Annotated in this window: 14 protein-coding genes, 1 tRNA gene and 1 pseudogene; 10 read left to right on the forward strand and 6 right to left on the reverse strand. The window is 58.6% G+C overall.

The window, feature by feature from the left end:
• The first annotated feature begins 43 nt into the window (after positions 1–43).
• The 4 genes from L4G42_RS05950 to L4G42_RS05965 all read left to right on the forward strand — a co-directional run bounded on the left by L4G42_RS05950 (position 44) and on the right by L4G42_RS05965 (position 6,215).
• Complete coding sequence (locus tag L4G42_RS05950) at positions 44–1,966, forward strand: PrkA family serine protein kinase (protein WP_192173109.1); 1,923 nt, start codon at positions 44–46, stop codon at positions 1,964–1,966.
• A gap of 118 nt (positions 1,967–2,084) precedes the next feature.
• Complete coding sequence (locus L4G42_RS05955) at positions 2,085–3,356, forward strand: YeaH/YhbH family protein (RefSeq protein ID WP_237251525.1); 1,272 nt, start codon at positions 2,085–2,087, stop codon at positions 3,354–3,356.
• The gene (locus L4G42_RS05960; RefSeq protein ID WP_237260640.1) at positions 3,353–4,915 is read left to right on the forward strand and encodes a SpoVR family protein; all 1,563 of its coding nucleotides are present in this window, start codon (positions 3,353–3,355) and stop codon (positions 4,913–4,915) included. The genes L4G42_RS05955 and L4G42_RS05960 overlap by 4 nt, the downstream gene beginning before the upstream one ends.
• 70 nt (positions 4,916–4,985) lie before the next feature.
• On the forward strand, positions 4,986–6,215 hold the full coding sequence (locus tag L4G42_RS05965; RefSeq protein ID WP_237251527.1) for a multifunctional CCA addition/repair protein: 1,230 nt from the start codon (positions 4,986–4,988) through the stop codon (positions 6,213–6,215).
• Between the two features lie 47 nt (positions 6,216–6,262).
• Here the strand turns inward: L4G42_RS05965 and folK are convergent, their stop codons facing one another.
• Together folK and folB are read right to left on the reverse strand one after the other, a co-directional pair.
• The gene (gene folK, locus L4G42_RS05970) at positions 6,263–6,790 is read right to left on the reverse strand and encodes a 2-amino-4-hydroxy-6-hydroxymethyldihydropteridine diphosphokinase (protein WP_237251528.1); all 528 of its coding nucleotides are present in this window, start codon (positions 6,788–6,790) and stop codon (positions 6,263–6,265) included.
• Entirely contained in the window at positions 6,781–7,134 is a 354-nt protein-coding gene (gene folB, locus L4G42_RS05975) for a dihydroneopterin aldolase (protein ID WP_237251529.1), read from the reverse strand. The genes folK and folB overlap by 10 nt, the downstream gene beginning before the upstream one ends.
• Before the next feature lie 74 nt (positions 7,135–7,208).
• Here folB and plsY point away from each other — a divergent pair, with 74 nt between their 5' ends.
• Positions 7,209–7,778, forward strand: a complete 570-nt coding sequence (plsY, locus tag L4G42_RS05980; protein WP_237251530.1) for a glycerol-3-phosphate 1-O-acyltransferase PlsY — start codon at positions 7,209–7,211, stop codon at positions 7,776–7,778.
• Between the two features lie 47 nt (positions 7,779–7,825).
• Here plsY and tsaD read toward each other — a convergent pair whose 3' ends face one another.
• Positions 7,826–8,851, reverse strand: coding sequence for a tRNA (adenosine(37)-N6)-threonylcarbamoyltransferase complex transferase subunit TsaD (tsaD, locus tag L4G42_RS05985; RefSeq protein WP_237251531.1), 1,026 nt, complete (start codon positions 8,849–8,851; stop codon positions 7,826–7,828).
• Between the two features lie 196 nt (positions 8,852–9,047).
• Between tsaD and rpsU the strand changes: the two genes are divergently transcribed.
• From rpsU to L4G42_RS06010, 5 genes and pseudogenes are all read left to right on the forward strand, one after another.
• Positions 9,048–9,263 carry a 30S ribosomal protein S21 gene (rpsU, locus tag L4G42_RS05990; protein ID WP_002551877.1) on the forward strand — a complete coding sequence of 72 codons (216 nt, stop codon included), beginning with the start codon at positions 9,048–9,050 and terminating at the stop codon, positions 9,261–9,263.
• A gap of 262 nt (positions 9,264–9,525) precedes the next feature.
• Complete coding sequence (gene dnaG, locus L4G42_RS05995) at positions 9,526–11,493, forward strand: DNA primase (protein ID WP_237251532.1); 1,968 nt, start codon at positions 9,526–9,528, stop codon at positions 11,491–11,493.
• Between the two features lie 67 nt (positions 11,494–11,560).
• On the forward strand, positions 11,561–13,405 hold the full coding sequence (gene rpoD / locus L4G42_RS06000; protein ID WP_237251533.1) for an RNA polymerase sigma factor RpoD: 1,845 nt from the start codon (positions 11,561–11,563) through the stop codon (positions 13,403–13,405).
• A 440-nt stretch (positions 13,406–13,845) separates the two neighbouring features.
• Positions 13,846–16,788, forward strand: a pseudogene (locus tag L4G42_RS06005) (EAL domain-containing protein); the annotation flags it as partial.
• A gap of 15 nt (positions 16,789–16,803) precedes the next feature.
• Positions 16,804–16,880: transfer RNA gene (locus tag L4G42_RS06010), tRNA-Ile, on the forward strand.
• Positions 16,881–17,379: 499 nt separating this feature from the next.
• Here the strand turns inward: L4G42_RS06010 and L4G42_RS06015 are convergent.
• The 3 genes from L4G42_RS06015 to L4G42_RS06025 all read right to left on the reverse strand — a co-directional run bounded on the left by L4G42_RS06015 (position 17,380) and on the right by L4G42_RS06025 (position 20,080).
• Positions 17,380–17,970 (reverse strand): tail assembly protein, encoded by a 591-nt coding sequence (locus tag L4G42_RS06015; protein ID WP_237260727.1) that lies wholly within the window; start codon positions 17,968–17,970, stop codon positions 17,380–17,382.
• A gap of 353 nt (positions 17,971–18,323) precedes the next feature.
• On the reverse strand, positions 18,324–19,451 hold the full coding sequence (locus L4G42_RS06020) for a phage major capsid protein (RefSeq protein WP_237260642.1): 1,128 nt from the start codon (positions 19,449–19,451) through the stop codon (positions 18,324–18,326).
• 8 nt (positions 19,452–19,459) lie between these two features.
• Positions 19,460–20,080, reverse strand: a complete 621-nt coding sequence (locus tag L4G42_RS06025) for an HK97 family phage prohead protease (RefSeq protein WP_237260644.1) — start codon at positions 20,078–20,080, stop codon at positions 19,460–19,462.
• Positions 20,081–20,100: the final 20 nt, after the last annotated feature.

The following is a 20,100-nucleotide window of genomic DNA, read 5'->3' on the forward strand; positions in this document are numbered from 1 at the left end:
TGACGATCCGCCGCCGGCTCCACGTATCGAGCGAGGTGACGTCATGAGTATTTTTAGCCACTTCCAACAACGCTTTGAATCGACACGGCAGGAAGAGCTCTCGCTACAGGAGTATCTCGAGCTCTGCAAAACCGACCGCAGCGCATACGCTTCCGCTGCAGAACGCCTGCTGATGGCCATCGGTGAGCCTGAGCTGTTCGACACGTCGACCAATTCCAGGCTGTCCAGAATCTTCTCCAACAAGGTCATTCGGCGCTATCCGGCGTTCGAGGATTTTCACGGCATGGAGGATTGCATCGAGCAAATCGTCTCGTACTTCCGCCACGCCGCGCAGGGTCTGGAAGAGAAGAAACAGATCCTTTACCTGCTCGGCCCGGTAGGCGGCGGCAAGTCGTCCCTGGCTGAAAAACTCAAAACGCTGGTCGAAAAAGTACCGTTCTACGCCATCAAAGGGTCGCCGGTCTTCGAATCCCCTTTGGGCCTCTTCAAACCCACCGAAGACGGGACGATCCTCGAAGAGGACTACGGCATCCCGCGCCGATACCTGAACACCATCATGTCGCCGTGGGCGACGAAACGACTGGCCGAGTTCGGTGGCGACATCAGTCAGTTCAAAGTGGTGAAGCTCTACCCTTCCATCCTCAACCAGATCGCCGTCGCCAAGACCGAGCCGGGTGACGAAAACAACCAAGACATTTCGGCGCTGGTGGGTAAGGTCGATATCCGCAAGCTCGAGGAATACCCACAGAACGACGCCGACGCTTACAGCTATTCGGGCGCGCTGTGCCGGGCCAACCAGGGCCTGATGGAATTCGTGGAAATGTTCAAGGCGCCGATCAAGGTGCTCCACCCGCTGCTGACCGCCACCCAGGAAGGTAACTACAACAGTACCGAAGGCCTGGGCGCGATTCCGTTCACCGGTATTTTGCTGGCCCACTCCAACGAATCGGAATGGCACAGCTTCCGCAACAACAAGAACAACGAAGCCTTCATCGACCGGATTTACATCGTGAAGGTGCCGTACTGCCTGCGGGTCAGTGACGAGATCAAGATTTACGACAAGTTGCTGTTCAACAGCTCGCTCGCCAAAGCCCATTGCGCGCCGGACACCCTGAAAATGCTCGCGCAGTTCACCGTCCTGTCGCGCCTTAAAGAGCCAGACAACTCCAACATCTATTCGAAGATGAGGGTCTACGACGGCGAGAATCTCAAGGACACCGACCCGAAAGCCAAGTCGATTCAGGAATACCGCGACAGCGCAGGTGTCGACGAAGGCATGAACGGTCTCTCCACACGGTTTGCGTTCAAGATCCTGTCGAAGGTATTCAACTTCGATCCGCACGAGATCGCCGCCAACCCGGTTCACTTGCTCTACGTGCTGGAACAGCAGATCGAGCAGGAGCAGTTTCAGGCTGAGACCCGCGAGCGGTATCTGCGCTTCATCAAGGAATACCTGGCGCCGCGCTACATTGAGTTCATCGGCAAGGAAATCCAGACCGCCTACCTCGAGTCTTACAGCGAATACGGTCAGAACATATTTGACCGCTACGTGCTGTACGCGGACTTCTGGATTCAGGATCAGGAATATCGCGATCCGGAGACCGGCGAGATCCTCAATCGCGTGGCGTTGAACGAGGAACTGGAGAAGATCGAAAAACCGGCTGGCATCAGCAACCCCAAAGACTTCCGCAACGAGATCGTCAACTTCGTGCTGCGAGCCCGCGCCAACAACAACGGCAAGAACCCGACCTGGCTGAGTTACGAGAAGCTGCGGGTGGTGATCGAGAAGAAAATGTTCTCGAACACCGAAGACCTGCTGCCGGTCATCAGTTTCAACGCCAAGGCCAGCAAAGAGGATCAGCAGAAGCACAACGACTTTGTCACACGAATGGTCGAGCGGGGCTACACCGATAAACAGGTAAGGCTTCTTTCCGAATGGTACCTACGGGTCCGGAAATCGCAGTAAGGCAGCTGCAAGCGTCAAGCTACAAGTTGCAAGAAGAAAGCTCGTCAAATCTGATATCCGGATACTTGCTTCTACTTGCAGCTTGCAGCTCACAACTTGAAGCTCCCCGGAGGGGCCTATGAGCTATGTGATCGACCGACGTCTCAATGGCAAGAACAAGAGCACGGTAAATCGGCAGCGCTTTCTTCGCCGTTATCGTGACCACATCAAGAAGGCAGTTGAAGAAGCCGTCAGCCGGCGCTCCATTACCGACATGGAGCACGGCGAACAGATCAGCATTCCGGGGCGGGATATCGACGAACCGGTGCTGCACCACGGTCGCGGCGGCAAGCAAACGGTGGTTCATCCGGGTAACAAAGAGTTCACCACCGGTGAGCATATCGCACGTCCTCAGGGTGGCGGCGGTGGCAAAGGGCCTGGCAAGGCGGGCAATTCCGGCGAAGGCATGGATGAGTTCGTGTTCCAGATCACCCAGGAAGAATTTCTCGAATTCATGTTCGAGGACCTGGAGCTGCCCAATCTGGTCAAGCGCAACCTGAGCGGCACTGACACTTTCAAGACCGTCCGCGCGGGCATCAGCAATGAAGGCAACCCTTCACGCATCAACATCATCCGCACGCTGCGCTCGGCACATGCGCGGCGTATCGCGCTGTCCGGCAGCAGCCGGGCCAAACTGCGGCAGGTGCAGGCTGAACTCGAACGCCTGAAGATCGAGGAGCCGGATAACTTCGGTGACATTCAGGAACTGGAAATCGAGGCCGCGAAACTTCAGGCGCGCATCCGCCGCGTCCCGTATCTGGACACCTTCGACCTCAAATACAACCTGCTGGTCAAACAGCCGAACCCCAGCTCCAAAGCCGTGATGTTCTGTCTGATGGACGTTTCCGGGTCGATGACCCAGGCGACCAAGGACATTGCCAAGCGATTCTTCATCCTGCTGTACCTGTTCCTCAAGCGTAACTACGACAAGATCGAAGTCGTCTTCATCCGCCACCACACCAGCGCGCGGGAAGTCGACGAGGAAGAGTTTTTCTATTCGCGGGAAACGGGCGGCACCATCGTTTCGAGCGCATTGAAGCTGATGCAGGAGATCATGGCCGAGCGCTACCCAACCAATGAATGGAATATCTACGCAGCGCAAGCCTCGGACGGCGACAACTGGAACGATGACTCGCCTATTTGCCGCGACATTCTGATCAAACAGATCATGCCGTTCGTGCAGTACTACACCTACGTCGAAATCACCCCGCGCGAACACCAGGCGCTGTGGTTCGAATACGAGCGCATTGGCGAAGCCTTCGCCGACACGTTCGCCCAGCAGCAGCTGGTCTCTGCCGGTGATATTTATCCGGTGTTCCGTGAACTCTTCCAGCGCAGGTTAGTGACATGACCGCTAGAGAGCAGAAGCGCCAACCCCTCTCCACGGGTTCAGAGTGGACGTTCGAACTGATCCAGGCCTATGACCGGGAGATCAGCCGCATCGCCGAACGTTACGCGCTGGACACATACCCCAACCAGATCGAGGTGATCACCGCCGAGCAAATGATGGACGCCTACGCGTCCGTCGGCATGCCGCTGGGTTATCACCATTGGTCCTACGGCAAGCACTTCCTCAGCACGGAGAAATCCTACTCGCGCGGGCAGATGGGTCTGGCGTACGAGATCGTCATCAACTCCGACCCGTGCATCGCCTATCTGATGGAAGAGAACACCATCTGCATGCAGGCGCTCGTCGTGGCCCACGCCTGCTATGGGCATAACAGCTTTTTCAAGGGCAACTACCTGTTCCGCACCTGGACCGACGCCAGTTCGATCATCGACTACCTCGTGTTCGCCAAGCAGTACATCATGCAGTGCGAAGAGCGCCATGGGATCGATGCGGTCGAGGACCTGCTCGATTCCTGCCACGCGCTGATGAACTACGGCGTCGATCGCTACAAGCGGCCCTACCCGATTTCGGCGGAAGAAGAACGCCGCCGCATGAAGGACCGGGAGGAGCACCTGCAAAAGCAGATCAACGACCTGTGGCGCACGATTCCGAAAAGTGCGAGCAAGAACGGCAAAGAGGATTACTCACGTTTCCCCGCCGAGCCTCAGGAAAACATCCTCTACTTCATCGAAAAGCACGCCCCATTGCTGGAGCCCTGGCAGCGTGAAGTGGTGCGTATCGTGCGCAAGATCGCCCAGTATTTTTACCCGCAGCGTCAGACCCAGGTGATGAACGAGGGTTGGGCCACGTTCTGGCACTACACGCTGATGAACGATCTGTATGACGAAGGTCTGGTAACTGACGGCTTCATGCTCGAGTTTCTGACATCCCACACCAGCGTCGTCTATCAGCCGGGGTTCGACAGCCCCTACTACAGCGGTATCAATCCCTACACGCTGGGGTTTGCGATGTATCAGGACATCCGGCGGATGTGCGAGCACCCGACTGAAGAAGACCATCACTGGTTCCCAGATCTGGCGGGGACCGACTGGCTCACGGCGGTGAAGTTTGCGATGAGCAGCTTCAAGGACGAGAGCTTCATCCTGCAGTACCTGTCGCCCAAGGTGATTCGTGACCTGAAGCTGTTCAGCATTCTGGACGATGATCAGAAGGACGATCTCCTCGTGCCCGCCATCCACGATGAAACCGGCTACAAGGTGATTCGTGAAACCCTCGCCGCGCAATACAACCTCGGCAACCGCGAACCCAACGTGCAGATCTACAGCATTGACCGTCGCGGCGATCGCTCCCTGACCCTGCGTCATCAACAGCACGACCGCAAACGCTTGGGCGATTCAACGGATGAAGTGCTGAAACACCTGCACCGGTTGTGGGGTTTTGATATCCACCTGGAAACGCTGCAAGGCGACCAGATAATGAAAGTCCACCATGTGCCGCCGAGAAGCGAACACGCTGAAAGTGAATATCCCCGGCTGGACCTGGCGGTCGTCCACTTATAAACCCTGAGTGTTTCCAGCCTCCGCGATCGCGACTTAAGGTTTATCCTGTCGCCCTCACGGAGGCTTTTTTATGCAGATTTATAAAGTCGGCGGCGCTGTACGCGATCGCCTGCTTGGCAAACCAGTCACTGACATCGACTGGGTAGTGGTGGGTGCGTCGACCGAGGAAATGCTAGTCAAGGGCTACCGGCCAGTGGGAACGGATTTTCCCGTCTTTTTGCACCCGCTGACCGGTGAGGAATACGCGCTGGCCCGCACCGAACGCAAGACCGGCAAAGGCTACGGCGGCTTTGTTTTTCACGCCCACCCGGACGTCACGCTGGAGCAAGACCTGATCCGCCGCGACCTGACCATCAATGCAATTGCCGAAGACAAGAACGGCCAGCTGACTGATCCTTATCACGGCCAGCAGGACCTCGAAGCCCGAGTATTACGTCACGTTTCCCCCGCGTTCGCCGAAGATCCCCTTCGTGTCTTGCGCGTGGCCCGCTTCGCCGCGCGCTACGCCCCCGACGGTTTTACCATCGCCCCGGAAACCCTGGAACTCATGCGTCAGCTGAGCGGGTCAGGTGAACTGGAAGCGCTGACACCGGAACGCAGCTGGAAGGAAATCTCCCGCGCGCTGATGGAAAAAGAGCCACAGGTGTTCATCGAGGTCCTGCGTGAATGCGGCGCCCTGAAAGTGCTGATGCCAGAAGTCGACGCGCTGTTTGGCGTTCCACAGCCGGAAGCGCACCACCCCGAAATCGACACGGGTTTGCACGTGCTCAGCGTGCTGCATCAGGCCGCCCTGCACCGCCAGCCGCTAAGCGTGCGCTGGGCGTGCCTGCTACACGACTTGGGCAAGGGGCTCACGCCGCAAGAGGAATGGCCGCGCCATATCGCCCACGAGCACAAAGGACTCAAAGCGATCAAGGCGATGAACCAGCGTTTCAAGGTGCCAAGGGACTGCCAGGAACTGGCGCTGCTGGTGGGCGAATATCACACCCACGGCCATCGCGCGCTGGAATTGAAGCCGTCGACATTGCTGGATGTGCTGCAGAGCTTTGACGTGTATCGCCGACCGCAACGCTTCGAGGAGTTCATCGCCGCCTGCGAAATGGACGCCCGAGGCCGCAAGGGGCTCGAGGAGCGCACGTATCCGCAAGCCGAATATTTGCGCGGCGCTGCCCAAGCGGCACGGCAAGTGGCGGTACAGCCGTTGCTGGAAAAAGGTTTTCAGGGCCAGCAATTAGGCGAAGCGCTCAAGCGAGAGCGGCTGGATACGCTGAAGGTGTACAAGGCGTCGTATCAGCTCTAAGCCGCTGAATTGGCTGCGGCTCAGTCGGGCTGCCTGTCGGACGCCTGTTACACCGCAGCCAGCAGGGTGGCCGGGGTGAGTGGCTCGCCGCGCCATCCGAAGGCAACCGGCCAGAGCTTCTGATCGATTTTCGCTTCAGCCCACAGCCGGGCAAACGACACGCCGGCCACAGGGTGCAGGCGCTGCGGCGCTATCAGCGACAACGGCCACAGCACGAACGCGTTTTTGAGGATTTCGGCGCGGGGCAGAATCAGGCCGTCGAAGTTGCCGACCTGTTCGTCATACAGCAAGACGTCGATGTCCAGCGGTAGACCCTTGCGATCAGGAGCATAACGACCGTTGTCGGCTTCAATGAATTTGAGCCGGCGGTGCAGTTCAGTCAGCGGAAGGTCGGTCAGCGCCGAGACCACCAGATTGAAAAACGGTCCGCTCTTGATCCCTACCGGATGACTTTCGAACACCGGCGAGCAGGTCAGGTCGGTGAGAAAGGCGGCAAGGGCGTCGAGGCCTGCGCACAGATGGCGCTCCCGCTCGATATTGCTGCCCAGTCCCAGAAAAATCCGTGTCAGCGACATCCGCGCTCGATCTCCACCCCAACGCCCTTCGCCGCAGGCACGGCTCCCGGCTTGGTCAATTTGAGGTGCAGCCAGGGAATATTGAACTCGCTCATCAGTACTTCGGCCAGGCGCTCGGCGAAGGTTTCGACCAGTTGGAATTGAGAGGCTTCGGCGAACGCCTGAATCCGCGCGGACACACTGGCGTAATCGAGCGCTTTGCTCAGGTCATCGCCTGCGGCTGCAGGCCGATTATCCCAGGCAAAACTCAGGTCCAGAAGCAGGCACTGGCGAATGCCACGCTCCCAGTCGTAGGCGCCGATGACGGTATCGACCTCCAGACCTTCAATGAAAACTCTGTCCAAGCCTATCTCTCCGCTGCACGACAAGGGCGCGATGCGCCGTTAGAATCAAGGCATCCTCGCCCGGAATGGTTAGCATGTTTTGGTTACTGGCGGTCCTCGCCTACCTGCTCGGCTCACTGTCCTTCGCCATCCTGATCAGCCGCATAACCGGTCGCCCGGACCCGCGCGCCAATGGCTCGGGCAACGCCGGCGCTACCAACATGCTGCGTGTGGCTGGCAAAAAACTCGCGGTGCTGACCCTGATTGGCGACGTCTGCAAAGGCATGATCCCGGTGCTGATCGCCAGAGGGTTGGACCTCGACCCACGCCTGCAAGCCTGGATCGGACTGTGCGCAGTCCTGGGGCATCTGTTCCCGCTGTACTTCCGCTTTCGTGGCGGCAAGGGCGTGGCCACTGCCGCCGGAATGTTGCTGGCCTTGTACCCGCCAGCCGCCCTGCTCGCCATCGGCGCCTGGCTGCTGACGTTCTACCTCACCCGCACCAGTTCACTGGCCTCGTTGATCGCCACGCCGCTGACTCTGCCGCTGCTCGCATGGCAGCAACCCCACGCCTTACTGCCGATGAGCGTGTTAACGCTGCTCATCGTCTGGCGCCATCGGGGCAATCTACGCGACCTGTTTGCCGGGCGCGAACGGCACTTCTGAAGCGACACCCCGTCACAGCCCAATCGGGCGCTTGCACCGCTTTGCCATCAAAGACCTGGCAACTGCTCCATCGGCCAGCGCGCCTGAACCGTAATGCTCAGACTTTCCCTCTGCCCCGCCTGCAAACGCTGGCAGCCGGCAAACGCGATCATCGCGCCGTTGTCGGTGCAGAACTCAGGCCGCGCGTAGTACACGTTCCCGCCCAAGCCATCGAGCATCTGCTCCAGCGACAGGCGCAACGCCTTGTTCGCGCTCACGCCGCCGGCAATGACCAGACGCTTGAGCCCGGTCTGCTTCAGCGCGCGTTTGCACTTGATGGTCAAAGTGTCCACCACGGCCTGCTGGAAGGCCAGCGAGATGTCGCAACGAGTTTGCTCGCTGTCGTCCCCGGCGCTTTGGCACTGCTGCCAGGTGTTCAGGGAGAAGGTTTTCAAGCCGCTGAAGCTGAAATCCAGCCCGGGGCGGTCCGTCATCGGACGCGGAAAGACAAAACGCCCGGCCACACCGGATTGCGCCAGACGGGAAATTTCCGGACCGCCAGGGTAATTCAGGCCCATCATCTTCGCGGTTTTGTCGAAGGCTTCGCCCGCAGCGTCGTCCAGGGTCTCGCCCAGCAGCTCGTAAAGGCCAATGCCATCGACGCGAACCAGCTGCGTATGGCCGCCGGAAACCAACAAAGCGACGAACGGAAACTCGGGGGGATTTTCCTCCAGCATCGGTGCGAGCAAATGCCCTTCCATGTGGTGAACACCCAGTGCCGGGATGTCCCACGCGAACGCCAGAGCCTGTGCGCATGAGGCCCCTACCAGGAGGGCCCCGACCAGCCCGGGGCCAGCGGTATAAGCGATGGCATCGATCTCGGTAACGGTGCAGTCGGCCTCGGCCAACACCTGACGAATCAAGGGCAGCATGCGTTTTACATGATCACGCGAGGCAAGCTCCGGGACCACGCCGCCATAGACGCGGTGCAGGTCGATCTGGCTGAATAATGCATCGGCAAGCAGCCCGCGTTCGCTGTCGTACAGCGCGACACCGGTCTCATCGCAGGAAGTTTCCATTCCCAGTACTAGCATGGGGTACGCCTTGTGGAGGCTGAATTCGAAGGCGCGCATAATAGTCGCCGCTCATGCCTGCGACCAGTGCTTTTCGATCAGAGGCTTTGCATTCCGCGAAGCAAGGGGTTAACATCCGCAACCCTTAAAAACCGACGTACTTAGTGCAAGCGTTGCATTAAGCGTTGACCCCGGTAATGAATGAAGGTAGCTCTGGATGCCAGCCGTCAAAGTTAAAGAGAACGAACCCTTCGACGTAGCTCTGCGTCGTTTCAAGCGCTCCTGCGAAAAAGCCGGTGTTCTGGCTGAAGTTCGTAGCCGCGAATTTTACGAGAAGCCGACTTCTGAGCGTAAGCGTAAGGCAGCCGCTGCTGTTAAGCGTCACGCCAAGAAAGTACAGCGCGAACAGCGCCGCGCCGTTCGTCTGTATTAATACAGACGTCTGACGCAAGCTTCTGCCTTGCCCGGCCTTCAAAGCCGGGCTGTCGGCAGTTGCAGTTCTAGCCTCAAGCAACACCGATCGAGCAACATCAGACAGAGGCTGTTGACGCCGCAGATGCGACCGAGACAAACGCCTTCGATTTCTTCCAGCCTGATTCAGGCCGCGTTGACCCGTCTACACTGACCAAGCAACCGTCGTTACGGTTTGGATTCGCCACGATCTTTCTGGCGGGGCGCCTGATGATGAGAACGCCATGGCCGGACTGATTCCCCAAGGTTTTATTGACGACCTGCTGAACCGCACCGACATTGTCGATGTTGTCAGCTCACGCGTTCAATTAAAAAAAACCGGCAAGAACTTCAGCGCCTGTTGTCCTTTCCATAAAGAGAAGACACCGTCGTTTAGCGTCAGCCCGGATAAACAGTTCTATTACTGCTTCGGTTGTGGAGCGGGTGGCAATGCCCTCGGCTTCATCATGGACCACGACAACCTGGATTTCCCCCAGGCCGTCGAAGACCTGGCCAAAGCCGCCGGGATGGAAGTCCCACGCGAACAAGGCGTCAAAGGGCAAAAGCCCCGACAGCCTACCGATTCGCCGCTCTACCCCCTATTAACAGCCGCCGCCGATTTTTACCGGGCTGCGCTGAAAAGCCATCCAACGCGAAAATCTGCGGTGGAATACCTGAAAGGCCGCGGCCTGTCAGGCGAGATTGCCCGCGACTTCGGGCTGGGCTTCGCCCCGCCGGGCTGGGACAACCTCTATAAGCACTTAAGCAGCGACACCCTTCAACAGAAGGCGATGATCGATGCCGGCCTGCTGATCGAAAACGCCGAAACCGGCAAACGCTACGACCGCTTTCGCGACCGGGTGATGTTCCCCATTCGCGACAGTCGCGGCCGTGTGATCGCATTTGGCGGGCGAGTGCTGGGCGACGACAAGCCCAAATACCTGAACTCTCCTGAAACCCCGGTGTTTCATAAGGGTCAGGAGTTGTACGGTTTATTCGAAGCTCGCAAATTTAACCGTAACCTGGACGAGATTATCGTCGTCGAAGGCTACATGGACGTTATTGCACTTGCCCAACAGGGCTTGCGCAATGCCGTTGCGACGCTGGGTACGGCGACCAGCGAAGAGCACTTGAAGCGGCTGTTTCGTGTGGTACCGAACGTGCTGTTCTGCTTCGACGGTGACCAGGCTGGCCGAAACGCCGCCTGGCGCGCACTGGAAGCCACGATTCCCGGCTTGCAGGACGGCCGGCGTGCGAGGTTTCTGTTTCTGCCCGAAGGGGAAGACCCCGACACCCTGGTGCGCGCCGAAGGCACTGACGCGTTCAAGGCGAGAATCAACCAGCACGCACAACCGCTGGCTGACTATTTTTTCGAGCAACTGACCAAGGAGGCCGATCCGCGCTCCCTGGAAGGCAAGGCGCACATGGTGACGCTGGCCGCGCCGCTGATCGAAAAAGTGCCGGGCGCCAATTTGCGGGAGCTGATGCGTCGACGCCTGAAAGAGATCACCGGGCTGGACACCGCTGCAGTCAATCAGTTGATGCAGTCCGCTCCGGCGGACGCTCAGCCCAGCTACGATCCGGGCTTCGATTACGAGGCCGTGCCCGATTACGGCGATTACCAGCAGCACGATTACCAGGCGCAGCAGGAATGGACACCGAGCGCGCCGGGCGGTCAGCAGAAGAAATGGGACAAGAAGCCGTGGGACAAAGGCAAGAAATGGGACAAGAACGGCAAGCGTCCTGATTTCGAACCTCGCGGGCCACGTACACCGGCAACGGTCGAGCCGCCGGCGTTGACAGCACTCAGAACGTTACTGCATCACCCTGAACTGTCAGCGCAGGTCGCCAACGCCAGTACGTTCGCCGATGAAGAGAATGTGTATTCACAGCTTCTGGTGGCCCTGATCGACGCCACACAGAAAAACCCGAAGCTGCGCACGATGCAGTTGATTGCCCGCTGGCATGGCACCGATCAAGGACGATTGTTGCGTCAACTGGCGGAAAAGGAATGGCTGATCTCGGCCGATAACCTTGAACAACAGTTTTTCGACACTATAACTAGCTTGTCTGCCCGCCAACGCGAGCGACATCTGGAGCAATTGATCAGGAAGGAACGGCAGTCAGGCCTGAGCGCAGAAGAAAAAGTTCAGCTGCTCAACCTGTTAAATCGCAAAGTTCCTGCACAAACCCCGACCTCAACTGGCGTGTGAGGTCATAGCTCGGGTATAATCCCCGGCTTGTTTTTTGCCCGCCAAGACCTTCAGTGGATAGGGTGTTATGTCCGGAAAAGCGCAACAGCAGTCTCGTATCAAAGAGTTGATCACCCTGGGTCGTGAGCAGAAGTATCTGACTTACGCAGAGGTCAACGACCACCTGCCTGAGGATATTTCAGATCCAGAGCAGGTGGAAGACATCATCCGCATGATCAACGACATGGGGATCCCCGTACACGAGAGTGCTCCGGATGCGGACGCCCTTATGTTGGCCGACGCCGATACCGACGAGGCAGCCGCTGAAGAAGCCGCTGCTGCGTTGGCTGCGGTAGAGACCGACATCGGTCGCACGACTGACCCAGTGCGCATGTATATGCGTGAAATGGGTACCGTCGAGCTTCTGACACGTGAAGGCGAAATCGAAATCGCCAAGCGTATCGAAGAAGGCATCCGTGAAGTGATGGGCGCCATCGCGCACTTCCCTGGCACGGTTGAGCACATTCTCTCCGAGTACACCCGCGTCACTACCGAAGGCGGTCGCCTGTCCGACGTCCTGAGCGGCTATATCGACCCGGACGACGGCATCGCGCCGCCAGCCGAAGTCCCGCCGCCGGTCGATCCGAAGGCCGAGAAGGTCGAAGGTGCTGACGACGAAGAGGATGACGCTTCCGATGACGAAGAGGACGAGGTCGAAAGCGGCCCGGACCCAGTCATCGCCGCCCAGCGCTTCGGTGCCGTTTCAGACCAGATGGCAATTGCCCTCAAGGCGCTGAAAAAGCACGGTCGCGGCAGCAAGCAGGCCAACGCTGAACTGCTGGCTCTGGCCGAGCTGTTCATGCCGATCAAGCTGGTTCCGAAACAGTTTGAAGGTCTGGTTGAGCGTGTCCGCGGTGCCCTTGAGCGTCTGCGTGCACAAGAGCGCGCCATCATGCAGCTGTGTGTTCGTGATGCACGCATGCCGCGTGCCGACTTCCTGCGCCAGTTCCCGGGCAATGAAGTTGACCAGAGCTGGACCGATGGACTGGCCAAAGGCAAAAGCAAATACGCTGAAGCCATTGGTCGTCTTCAAGCCGACATTCAGCGGTGCCAGCAGAAGCTGACCGTGCTGGAAGAAGAAACCGGCCTGACCATTCTGGAAATCAAGGACATCAACCGTCGGATGTCGATCGGGGAGGCCAAAGCCCGCCGCGCGAAGAAAGAAATGGTTGAAGCCAACCTGCGTCTGGTGATCTCGATCGCCAAGAAGTACACCAACCGTGGCCTGCAATTCCTCGATCTGATCCAGGAAGGCAACATCGGTTTGATGAAGGCGGTGGACAAGTTCGAATACCGTCGTGGTTACAAGTTCTCGACGTACGCCACTTGGTGGATTCGTCAGGCGATCACTCGCTCGATCGCTGACCAGGCACGCACCATCCGTATCCCGGTGCACATGATCGAGACGATCAACAAGCTCAACCGCATTTCCCGTCAGATGTTGCAGGAAATGGGTCGCGAACCGACGCCGGAAGAGCTGGGCGAACGCATGGAAATGCCTGAGGACAAGATCCGCAAGGTATTGAAGATCGCTAAAGAGCCGATCTCCATGGAAACCCCGATCGGCGATGACGAAGACTCGCACTTGGGTGACTTCATCGAAGACTCGACCATGCAGTCGCCAATCGATGTCGCCACGGTAGAGAGCTTGAAAGAAGCGACGCGCGAAGTGCTGTCGGGCCTCACCGCCCGTGAAGCCAAGGTACTGCGTATGCGTTTCGGTATCGACATGAACACTGACCACACCCTCGAGGAAGTCGGTAAACAGTTCGATGTTACCCGTGAACGTATCCGTCAGATCGAAGCCAAAGCGTTGCGCAAGCTGCGTCACCCGACGCGAAGCGAGCACCTGCGTTCGTTCCTCGACGAGTAAACGACGCGTCATACCAAAACCCCCGGCATTGCTGGGGGTTTTGCGTTTTAAGGAATAAATTTCCGGCAGAGTGCCACTGTTGTCCAGCCCGGCTACACTCGATTGATTCTTACCAATGAATCACCGAGGCTGCCATGATGTGGATGCCGGCCATTGCTCTCTTATGCTTGCTCGCCCCTGCTGCTGTCGCTGCCCAGGCATCGCTTCACGACGGGGAAAACGAGGAAGCGATGCATCAAGAGTGGCTGCCCGGCGAGGATACCGAGTCCAGCAACGCAGCCGGAATAAGCCGCCACCTTCCCTCTGACGTGATCAGCGACCGATTCGCAGGCGTCGATCAAGGTCGCCAACCCGAACAATTTAGCGAACTGGACGATCCGCCATCCGCCTTGCAGGCGGTCACTCAGTCCAGTGAGCGCAGCAAGCTCTGGCACGAATTTCTCCTCATCGGACTTCCCGGATTGCTTTTCCTTACAACGGTGCTGGCCATCGTGGTGCGGATCAACCGTCGTCTCAGTTCGGAAATTTCCCGCCGAATCGCCCTGGAGCAAGAGCTGCGCAGCAGCGAACACCACTATCGCGGGATGATCGAGAGCCTTTCGGCCATCGCGTGGGAAGCCAACATCCACGACTATTCTTACAACTATGTCTCGCCCCAAGCGCAGGACTTGCTGGGGTATCCGCTGCACCAATGGCGCAGGCCCGGATTCTGGAGAAGCATCGTTCATCCGGAGGACATCGACTACGCCCAGGCCTATTGCGACCGCGAGGTGGCGGAAGGCAATGATCACAGCGTCGATTATCGAGTCCTGAGCGCCGACGGCAGGGTGGTCTGGATTCGAGACATCGTGAGCATGATCGGCTATGGCCGAGAGCCCGTGATGCGCGGGCTGATGATCGACATCAGCGAAGCCAGGAAAACCGAAGAAGCGCTGCGCCTCTCGGAAGGAAAGTTCGCCTCGGTGTTCGCGCAATGCCCTGACATGCTGGTCATCGCGCGCCTTTCGGACGGCTGTTTTCTGGAGGCCAATCCGGCATTCGTAGAGCAGATCGGCGTCAGCCCGGCCGATGTTGTCGGGCGCGTGCCCTCCGAGCTGAATATCTGGGGCATACCGGACATCGGGCACAGTCTGCTGCAACGCCTTCAGAAGGGCAGCATCCGCAATCTGGAAATGCCGTTTCGGCGCAGTGATGGCCGGCTGTTCACCGGGCTTCTGTCAGCCGAGCCCTTTGATCTGGACTCCACCGCGGCAGTGGTGTTGGTGGTGAGGGATATCACGCCGCTCAAGGAAGCCCAGCAACAGCTGCAGATGTCCGAAGAGAAATTTGCCAAAGCGTTCCACTCCTCTCCCGACGGCCTGCTGATTACACGGCAATACGACGGACTGCTGGTGGAAGTGAACGACGGTTTCAGCCGCATCACCGGTTATCACAGCTCGCTGTCGCTTGACCGTACCACCCTTGACCTGGGCATCTGGGTAGACCTGAACGAGCGACAGCAACTGCTTGAGCAATTGAGCCGCGACGGCTTCGTGAAGGACTTCACCAGCCACATTCGTCGCAGGGATGGTCAGATCCGCCTGTGCGAAATTTCTGCGAGGCCGCTGCCGATTGCCGGTGAAGACTGCATGCTCACCATTGCGCGCGACATCACCGACCGCCACCAGATGCAGGAAAAGCTGCAACTGGCCGCGACGGTATTCGAGAGCACGGCGGAGGGTGTGTTGATCACCGACACCCGACAACGGATCAATGCCGTCAACCGCGCCTTCACTGAGATCACCGGGTACAGCGAACTGGAAGCCCTCGGCGAGACGCCACGTCTCCTGGCGTCTGGACTCCACGACAGCGCGTTCTACGCCGCCATGTGGTACCAACTGACGGCAGAGGGTCACTGGCAGGGCGAGATCAGCAACCGGCGCAAAAATGGCGAGATCTACCCAAGCTGGCTGACCATCAGTGCCGTGCGCAACCGCGATAAACTCATCACCCACTTCGTCGCGGTGTTCGCTGATATTTCCAGCCTGAAACAGGCCCAGGCCCGGTTGGATTATCAGGCACATCACGACCCGCTAACCGGTCTGCCAAACCGGACGCTGTTCGAAAGCCGATTGCACGCCGCGCTGATTCACTCAAGAGCGGCTTACAGCCTCGGCGCGGTGTTGTTTCTGGACCTGGACCGCTTCAAGCACATCAACGACAGCCTCGGCCACCCGGTCGGTGATCTGCTGCTGAAGAGCATTGCGGTGCGCCTGAAAGAGAACCTGCGCGACATAGACACCGTCGCCCGACTCGGTGGTGATGAATTCATCATCCTGTTGCCGGGCCTGCAGAACCCAGGTGACGCCGAAGTCGTGGCAACCAAGCTGCTCAATAGCTTTTCGGCACCGTTTCAGGCGGGCGAACATGAATTCTTCATAAGCACCAGCATCGGCAGCGCGCTGTTTCCCACTGATGGCGCAGATGTCGCCACGCTGATCAAAAATGCTGACGCGGCGATGTATCGCTCGAAGGCCAAGGGGCGCAACCGCGTCGAGCACTACACGTGCGATCTGACCGCTCAGGCCAGCGAGCGGATTGCCCTGGAGCACGCGCTGCGGCGCGCCATCGAGCGTAATGAGTTCACCCTTTCCTACCAACCCAAAATCAGCTTGCTGACACACCGGTTGGTCGGCGCCGAAGCGTTGATACGCTGGTTCCACCCCACCTTCGGCGATGTCGCACCCGAGCGGTTCATCCCGCTGGCAGAAGAAAACGGCATGATCCTGCAGATCGGCGAGTGGGTGCTCGATACGGCCTGCCAGCAATTGCATGAATGGAACCAGCGCTACGACGTGTTTGGCCCGTTGTCAGTGAACCTTGCCGGCGCGCAGCTGCGTCAGACCAATCTCGTCAACAAGGTCGAACGACTGCTGCTCCAGCACCAGCTCCAGCCAGGGTGTCTGCAACTGGAGATCACCGAGAACTTCATCATGTCGCAGACCGAGGAAGCGCTTTCAGTGCTGCATCGCCTGAAAAAACTCGGCGTGCAACTGGCAATCGACGACTTCGGTACGGGCTACTCATCCCTCAGTTACCTCAAGCGCCTGCCGCTGGACATCCTCAAGATCGACCAATCGTTCGTGCGCGGCCTGCCTGATGACCCCCATGATGCGGCGATTGTCCGCGCCATTATCGCGCTGGGGCGCAGCATGCAACTGACGGTCATCGCAGAAGGCGTCGAGACGCTTGAGCAACAGCAATTCCTGGCAGACGAAGGTTGTGAACAAATCCAGGGCTACCTCGTCAGCCTGCCCCTGCGCGCGGAGGAATTCTGCACGACGTTTCTTCGTGCAACCGTTTCAGACTTTTCGGATAGCACAGCGCGTAAACCGTCGTTATAATCCGCCGCCTACTGAGGGCCTATAGCTCAGTTGGTTAGAGCAGGGGACTCATAATCCCTTGGTCCACGGTTCGAGTCCGTGTGGGCCCACCATATAAAACAATGGCTTACGTCTTAAATGCGTAGGCCATTTGTTTTTTCAGTACAGCATTTTCCCCGTTCGTTCCCCGTTTCCTACAGGCACCTTTTCCGGCAGTTAGCGATTACCTTGCAGATCGGGGGCGGTATGTACATCACCAGTTCCTAGTGATCTTTCGCGGTAAGGGGGTCGTGATCCGCTACCCACTTTTTTTGCGTCGACGGAATTCGTCGGCACTGGCGACGGCGTTCGTCGTCAGTGGTGGCCGGAGACTTCCTTCGTCACGGGGAGTTGGCCAAGGGCGCGATTTGAAATCGACCCCTTTAACCAATTGAAACCTATGAATTATGCCAGCCTGACAGAATTGACCGTCTCCTCAATTTTCAGGAGTCGTCCGGCCTGCAACGCAGGATGGGGGTCAGATCGGATCTGACTCCCTGGGTGTGCAATCTTTTTGCAGACCCTCACCCGTCGAATCAACGGGGCAGGTCACTGCACTTTTCGGGTAGTGGGCTACACCTTGTCCTCGGCGTAAATGCTGGCGCTGATGATCGCGCCGCCCCAGCGCCGATGACCGATACAGATCGGCACCGGGTTGCCGCTGGCCGTAGTGTTCTTGGCGCTGCCGAACGCATAGCTCGGCAAATTATCCGGGGAACCGCTCTGCCGCAGGCCAGACGCCTGAGGGCTTAGCATCTGAATAACGCCGCCGGCGGTCATCGCGACGCCTGCAGCGATCAGGTTCGGATTCTTTGAGTAGGCGCCAACCACGATCAGGACTATCCCCAACACCGTCTGAAGAACCCCGGCACGCTTGGCGCCCGCGATGACCGGGACGATCCGAATCTCGCGCGCGCCGCTCATCCCGAAACCATCCTCGCCGATGTTCCTCCGATTTCGATAAATGGCGAAACGCATCCCCAGGCGGGCCAGCCTGGCCACTTCTGCAGCGAATCCGTCGACCGTGTTTTTCAGAGCTTTGAACCCCTCATTCGCGCAACCGCTGTCGAGCTGGTAATCCTTGAAGCGGAAGAACTTGCGCGCCAGCGATCCAGAAAGATATATCCGGGTTTTCGGCGTGTAATGAGCTGCTGTGGCTGACATGTTATTGTCCTCGGCGAAGCGTTCTCGGTGATTCATGTGGGATTCCCATTTTCAAAATCTAATTTTGACGGTGCGAAAAAAAGCCTCGGGCGCGGTCTGGGAGCGAAAAAGGCCAAACTTCTGCCCCTCCCCCTCCCTGATAGGGAAAACCTATCAAAATCGGTCAATTTTCGATCAAATCGCCCGATCTGGCAGAAAAAAGGCCCGATCTGAATCCCTCAGATGGGCCTGTGACGCTGTGCCTACCACCAGGCCGGTGCAAGCTGTGGAGTGGCCTGCGTATGCAGTCGGGGTTCGTTCCGAATCAGGGCACTCACCGACTAACCCCTGTCCTAAAGCCCCTTGCGGGCCGCTTAGGCTGCGGGTTTGAGAGACAGCTTGAGCACGGCGGCGGCGGCAAACACTGCCACGCCTGCACGCGCCTCGCCCAGGATAGTGACCATATTGGTGACGAAGTTGTTGCCGTCATGCTGGCTGACCTGCACGGTGGCTTGCTCACGGTCCAACAGCGCTACTTGCGCGGTGTCCATCACCAGAGCTGTGCCCTGTGGCATACCGGCCGACAGCACAACTGGCGTGCCCCACAGGTTCAGCGGGCCAGGATCACGCGGCGAGCCGATCACATAGTTACCGTCGACGTCCTTGATGTTGGTCATGGTGAACCAGTCAGTGTGATTGAGCACGATGGCGGACGCGATCCAGCCAGCGGCACCCAGCGACGTCACGGCCTCGCCGATACGATCCACGGCGGTGTTGCCAGTGGTAGTGCTGGGCACGAACACAGTGGCTTGGGGCAAGATGCCTTCCATGTGGCCGATGGCGCCGGTACCGTTCAGCGTCTCTTTCTCGACCTTTGCACTCACGCCATAGGTGAGCAGGTTGGCGAGCTGGTTTTCCAGGGCTGGCGCGTCGGCCAGCACTTGGTTACTGGCGCGGAGCCAATGGGCGACTGTGCTGATGTTTGCCTTCTTGAGAACGAACTCAGGAGCCGCTTCGGCTTTCAAGTCTCCCTCTTTTTCCTGCACTGCCGCAGTGTTCACATATTGCAGTTGCATGTATTCGAACGATCCGCTTGTCACCGGGATCGATGGAAGCAGATCCAGCAGGGTCAGGGTCGGTTGGGGGTTGTTGTACAGCCCTGGGTCACGCTGCGCCGGGATGCTGATCGAGCCGGTCGTAAGCGCTGCTTTGCGCAGAACCTTGATTCCAGCGCCTTTCAGTTCGACACGCCCGGAGGTATTGGCACCGTTGCGCACGCTGGCCAACTGATCCGACTTCATGAAATCGGAAATAGCACCGGCACCCTTGCCAAACGTCTTCGTGTCCAGGTGCTCAACGCCGCCAGCGGCTTTGGATTCGAGGTCGAACATGCGGGTGCTCAATTGCTTGATTTCTGCCTGTGTGTCGTCGATCTTGCCGCCGATTGCTGCAACAGCAGCGCCGTGGTCGGTAACGGCTTTGGTCAATAGCTCAAGGCTCATAAGTTCTCTCAGCGCCCTTGAAGGGCTGCGGTGATGTTTTGGAGTTTGGCCGCGATTCGGGCCAATTCTTCGCTGTCATCAGGCTGTTCATCGCGAACAAGTCCGTTCCAGCCGCTCGACATAAGCCGCTTGGCTTCGCGAGCAGAGAGCCCCAGCACATCACGTGCGGCGCGTTCAAAATCCCGAGGGTTCGGGTTGCTTGGATCGAAAGCACTTTTGATGCTGACGATCCGTGCGCTTGGGTTGGCGGCAATGGCCACAAGGCTCACCTCCACCAAGTCGATCTGTTTCAGCAGGCGAGCACCATTCACCAGCTCGGCACCACCGGGCGGGATCGTGTATCCGATGCTCAGTGCCAGCGCGCCATCCTTTGCCAGGGCATGAGCTGCTTTGGCTTGAGGCACGTCTAGAGTGAACCGACCAGACGACAGCAAGCCTTGGGCGTCCTCGTCGAAGGAATCCCAAACACCTACAGGGTTGGCCTGATCGTGTTGCCAAAGGAGTGCAGGGCGGGTGCCGGCGGCGGCGTGCTTGGCCAGGCTCTTGGTGAATGCACCAGGGGCGATGATGTCGCCGTGAAAGTCGGGCTCGCCACCGAATGTGCTGGCGTAACCTTTGAAGCTGCCCACCGAGTCATCGGCGGCGAACT

The sequence above is a fragment of the Pseudomonas petrae genome (assembly GCF_021728295.1).
Taxonomy (GTDB): domain Bacteria; phylum Pseudomonadota; class Gammaproteobacteria; order Pseudomonadales; family Pseudomonadaceae; genus Aquipseudomonas; species Aquipseudomonas petrae.

Bases quoted from the DNA above. Each gene is read 5' to 3' on its own strand.
- L4G42_RS05950 (WP_192173109.1), top strand. From the start codon at position 44: ATGAGTATTTTTAGCCACTTCCAACAACGCTTTGAATCGACACGGCAG.
- L4G42_RS05955 (WP_237251525.1), top strand. From the start codon at position 2,085: ATGAGCTATGTGATCGACCGACGTCTCAATGGCAAGAACAAGAGCACG.
- L4G42_RS05960 (WP_237260640.1), top strand. From the start codon at position 3,353: ATGACCGCTAGAGAGCAGAAGCGCCAACCCCTCTCCACGGGTTCAGAG.
- L4G42_RS05965 (WP_237251527.1), top strand. From the start codon at position 4,986: ATGCAGATTTATAAAGTCGGCGGCGCTGTACGCGATCGCCTGCTTGGC.
- folK (WP_237251528.1), bottom strand. From the start codon at position 6,790: ATGTCGCTGACACGGATTTTTCTGGGACTGGGCAGCAATATCGAGCGG.
- plsY (WP_237251530.1), top strand. From the start codon at position 7,209: ATGTTTTGGTTACTGGCGGTCCTCGCCTACCTGCTCGGCTCACTGTCC.
- tsaD (WP_237251531.1), bottom strand. From the start codon at position 8,851: ATGCTAGTACTGGGAATGGAAACTTCCTGCGATGAGACCGGTGTCGCG.
- rpsU (WP_002551877.1), top strand. From the start codon at position 9,048: ATGCCAGCCGTCAAAGTTAAAGAGAACGAACCCTTCGACGTAGCTCTG.
- dnaG (WP_237251532.1), top strand. From the start codon at position 9,526: ATGGCCGGACTGATTCCCCAAGGTTTTATTGACGACCTGCTGAACCGC.
- rpoD (WP_237251533.1), top strand. From the start codon at position 11,561: ATGTCCGGAAAAGCGCAACAGCAGTCTCGTATCAAAGAGTTGATCACC.
- L4G42_RS06015 (WP_237260727.1), bottom strand. From the start codon at position 17,970: ATGTCAGCCACAGCAGCTCATTACACGCCGAAAACCCGGATATATCTT.
- L4G42_RS06020 (WP_237260642.1), bottom strand. From the start codon at position 19,451: ATGAGCCTTGAGCTATTGACCAAAGCCGTTACCGACCACGGCGCTGCT.